1 protein-coding gene is annotated in these 223 nt (G+C 57.8%); it reads left to right on the top strand.

Annotated elements, in window-relative coordinates:
* Positions 1 to 43: 43 nt before the first annotated feature.
* The coding region (locus ACN5AZ_RS18805) for a hypothetical protein (protein ID WP_419430409.1) at positions 44 to 223 on the top strand (180 nt) is incomplete at its 3' end.

Raw genomic sequence — 223 nt, 5'->3', positions numbered from 1 at the left:
AGGCCGCAGTCTTCCAGCGGAAAATCTGCGCCTTCTCAGAGCTATGACAACCAAGAGAGCGCAGTTGGTCGAGATGCGCAAACGGCTGCTCGCCCAAATCCGTGCGCATCAAAAGCTCGGCACCGCCGTGATGTTCGAGGACATCGACACCGAGCTGGAGCAACGGTTTGACAGTCTGATCAAAGAACTGGAAGACCGGATCACCCGAGCCATCGCGGGCGAT

Source organism: Sagittula sp. SSi028, assembly GCF_048553715.1.
In the GTDB taxonomy this organism is placed as follows: Bacteria; Pseudomonadota; Alphaproteobacteria; order Rhodobacterales; family Rhodobacteraceae; genus Sagittula.
This window is presented reverse-complemented; position numbering and strand designations above follow the sequence as displayed.